Origin of the sequence: Vibrio sp. SSH13-20 (assembly GCF_040104475.1) — a bacterium.
Taxonomy (GTDB): domain Bacteria; phylum Pseudomonadota; class Gammaproteobacteria; order Enterobacterales; family Vibrionaceae; genus Vibrio; species Vibrio harveyi.
The window spans coordinates 1-2,809 of the sequence record NZ_JBECOU010000029.1 but is presented as its reverse complement, the minus strand read 5'-3'; the positions used below and the strand labels follow the sequence as shown (position 1 = coordinate 2,809).

4 protein-coding genes and 1 pseudogene are annotated in these 2,809 nt (G+C 38.9%); all 5 read left to right on the top strand.

Features of this window, described 5'->3' with window-relative positions; all coding sequences use genetic code 11:
- Nucleotides 1-190: 190 nt before the first annotated feature.
- A complete protein-coding gene (locus tag ABMY42_RS26210) occupies nucleotides 191-652 on the top strand; it encodes a hypothetical protein (RefSeq protein WP_258620208.1) in 462 nt (153 codons plus the stop codon).
- Nucleotides 652-1,071, top strand: coding sequence for a TIR domain-containing protein (locus ABMY42_RS26205; protein WP_349266979.1), 420 nt, complete (start codon nucleotides 652-654; stop codon nucleotides 1,069-1,071). Before ABMY42_RS26210 ends, ABMY42_RS26205 begins: the two co-directional genes overlap by 1 nt.
- A gap of 30 nt (nucleotides 1,072-1,101) precedes the next feature.
- Entirely contained in the window at nucleotides 1,102-1,998 is an 897-nt protein-coding gene (locus ABMY42_RS26200; RefSeq protein ID WP_349266978.1) for a HEPN domain-containing protein, read from the top strand.
- A gap of 297 nt (nucleotides 1,999-2,295) precedes the next feature.
- Entirely contained in the window at nucleotides 2,296-2,553 is a 258-nt protein-coding gene (locus ABMY42_RS26195; RefSeq protein WP_349266977.1) for a hypothetical protein, read from the top strand.
- A 154-nt stretch (nucleotides 2,554-2,707) separates the two neighbouring features.
- Nucleotides 2,708-2,809 (top strand): annotated as a pseudogene (locus ABMY42_RS26190) (glyoxalase/bleomycin resistance/dioxygenase family protein); the annotation flags it as partial.

Here is a 2,809-nt window from a genome sequence, read left to right as displayed (position 1 = left end):
CGCACATAACAAACTGTTCAAGAGGGATTCGCAACGCGTGGCATTTTTACTGTGCGTTGGCGTTAGTGATTAAGTTGGTATGCGGCGGCTTAGGTATTGCGTTGCTCACCCCTTAACAGGGCGTTAGCTTTTTATCGTAAAACTATCCAGTATAATAGCGGCATCTAAAGAAAAGTAGAGATTAGATTGAATGAGTGATGATAGTAATTTTCAAGAGTACAAGCGTAATGCTGCTGACGAAATGGATTGGGTTGAAGTTGATCAACTTCATGAAGCGACGTTGAAAATTAGTCAAAACTGTTTCGAATTTAAAAAACTATGTGTTGCGGTAATCGGTATAGCAGCTGTCGCACTTGGTAAACTAACATCTGATACTCTAGACCCTTCATACTTTGTAGTTCCCTTTCTTGTAGCGTTCGGCTTTTGGATTGCTGATTTTACTGCATATTATTATCAACGAGTTACCAGAAAACGCATGAATACAAGGCTTCAGGCAATAGCATCAAGGAACCAACTTTCAACCGATAACATCTCAACAGTAAATGTTAGTTGGGGTAACGCCATGTTTAATCTATCCATGTCGCTTTACTTTGTTCTAATGTCTTTGTCTGTAGTTGGATTTTTCTTGTTTTCTCAAGGTCGCATTGCGTAATGAATATTTTTATTAGCTATACCCTTCGAGATGAGGTCATCACGGTTGATCATCTTAAGTCTATATCGGAGGTTGTCTCTGACTATGGCAAGCCGTTTGTAGACATCATAGATAATGACGCAAAAGACAAACAAAAATTTGTCATTGAGCAACTAGATAATTCTGATCTGGTCGTGCTACTTAACACTGATTCAGTCTCAAAATCTAAATGGGTTAGGTTGGAAATCGACCGAGCAAATAAAAACAATACGCCAGTAATTAGTATTCCGTTAAACGGAAACAAGTCAATCAGCTTAAATGACATAAACAAGTACTTACGTGCTGAACTAAAAAAAGCTAACAAAGCATTTAAGAGTGATTCGCAACGCTTGCCATTTTCGCTTCGCTCAAAGTATAGGCAAGCGATGCTCACACCTTAATGCGGCGTTAGCTTTAAAAAGGAGACATCAGTGATAACAAAGGCAATGTTTCTAAAATATATGGATGAAATTGATCAAGAGTTACTCAGAGGAGATTTAAAGCTTCATCAACGTCCAATGCATGCATTCACTTGCTTGACTGAAAAAGTTGATAAGAGTGGGACATATAAAATGAACTCTGGCGAAAATATAGACAGGGAAGATTTTTCTAACGATGCCTTGTGCGCCCAAGTTCATTGGTGGTATGAAGAACGATATGGAGATCGTATAAAAATTCATCCTGGACCGGGAAGTTATGTGATAGTTATTCGTGGGGAACCTTGGGAAGTTGTATTCCCGCTGTGTTTTGGTCAAAACAATTTTACCATAGACGCAGATTTAGCTCGCGTAAAAAGGAAAATTGATGTTGGCGGCGGTAGGATGATTCCTGAAATAAATATTCTGAGCCATGTTACATCTATGACACAGTATTTAGCATCTTCACTCAGCTACGAAGAAAAGAGTGCTATTTTGCATGATTATATGTTTGGATTAAATGCAGTTCAAAGCTTGAAAGATAGTTATTATAAACCATTCATGGAATTAGCCGCAAATGACTATGACTTGTCTGTATTTAATATTTTTCAAAAATATCCAGACTATAACAACTCCAAATGGTCATCTTTACAGTTCTCTGAAAAGGTAATGAAATCAAAATTGTGCCAACTTGGTGCGACGATAAAGCGTACGCATGACCTAAAATCTCTTGCAAAAACATTATCCGAATATGACGTAAATATATCTGACTCTTTAATTGAACGAGTGCAGTGTAGCCCTAGTGTACGATATGGGGAAACAAAGGTAACGAAGCATGAAGCAATTGAGGCTATAAAGTGTTCTTTGGCGATATATCAGCAGGTTTTCAATGCGTCGTCTTATGAATTTTAAAGCTAACAAACTGTTTAAGAGTGATTCGCAACGCGTGGCATTTTTACTATGCGTTGAGTTTGGTGTTTAAGGTGGTATGCGGCGGCATCGGTATTGCGTTGCTCACACCTTAACAGGGCGTTATGTGCTTAATATCAATAATATAGCTTCGTGATTTATAAAGCCCCAATTCTGTAAAAGGTTGCTCTTTCCTACTGTCCTCACAAATTTAAGGTTGGCAATGCGGTATTGTCTAGTGAGCCCTAAATAGCAGTAATGCAGGTTAGTTTCCATCTTGTTATACACGGGAGGTAAAAAATGGAAAAAGTACATATCGGATATGATATTCCAAGCCAAGAGTTTGTTTTCATCGAGAGGATCTACAATGACGATGGAAGTGAAGCGGTGAAAACTATAATAACTTGCCCAGGTGAAAACTGGAGCTACAACATGGACTCTTTGACTGAAGATGAATTTGAAGTCCTCATCGACAGAGATGAACCGATGCATGAGAAAGAAGAAATTTACATAGATAATTTGGGGGACGAAGTTGCGTCATATTTCACGTTCTTCTAATAAATAGCACCGCACATAACAAACTGTTTAAGAGTGATTCGCAACGCGTGGCATTTTTACTATGCGGTGGTTTTAGTGATTAAGGTGGTATGCGGGAGCTTCGGTATTGCGTTGCTCACACCTTAACAGGGCGTTATGTGGTTGGAGAAAAATTATGAATCCATCAGCGGTTCTTGTTCATGTCCCAGATGTAGCGAAAGGTCTTGAATGGTACAAGAGAGCTTTTCCAGAAGCCGTTCCGGTTTATCATCCTGAC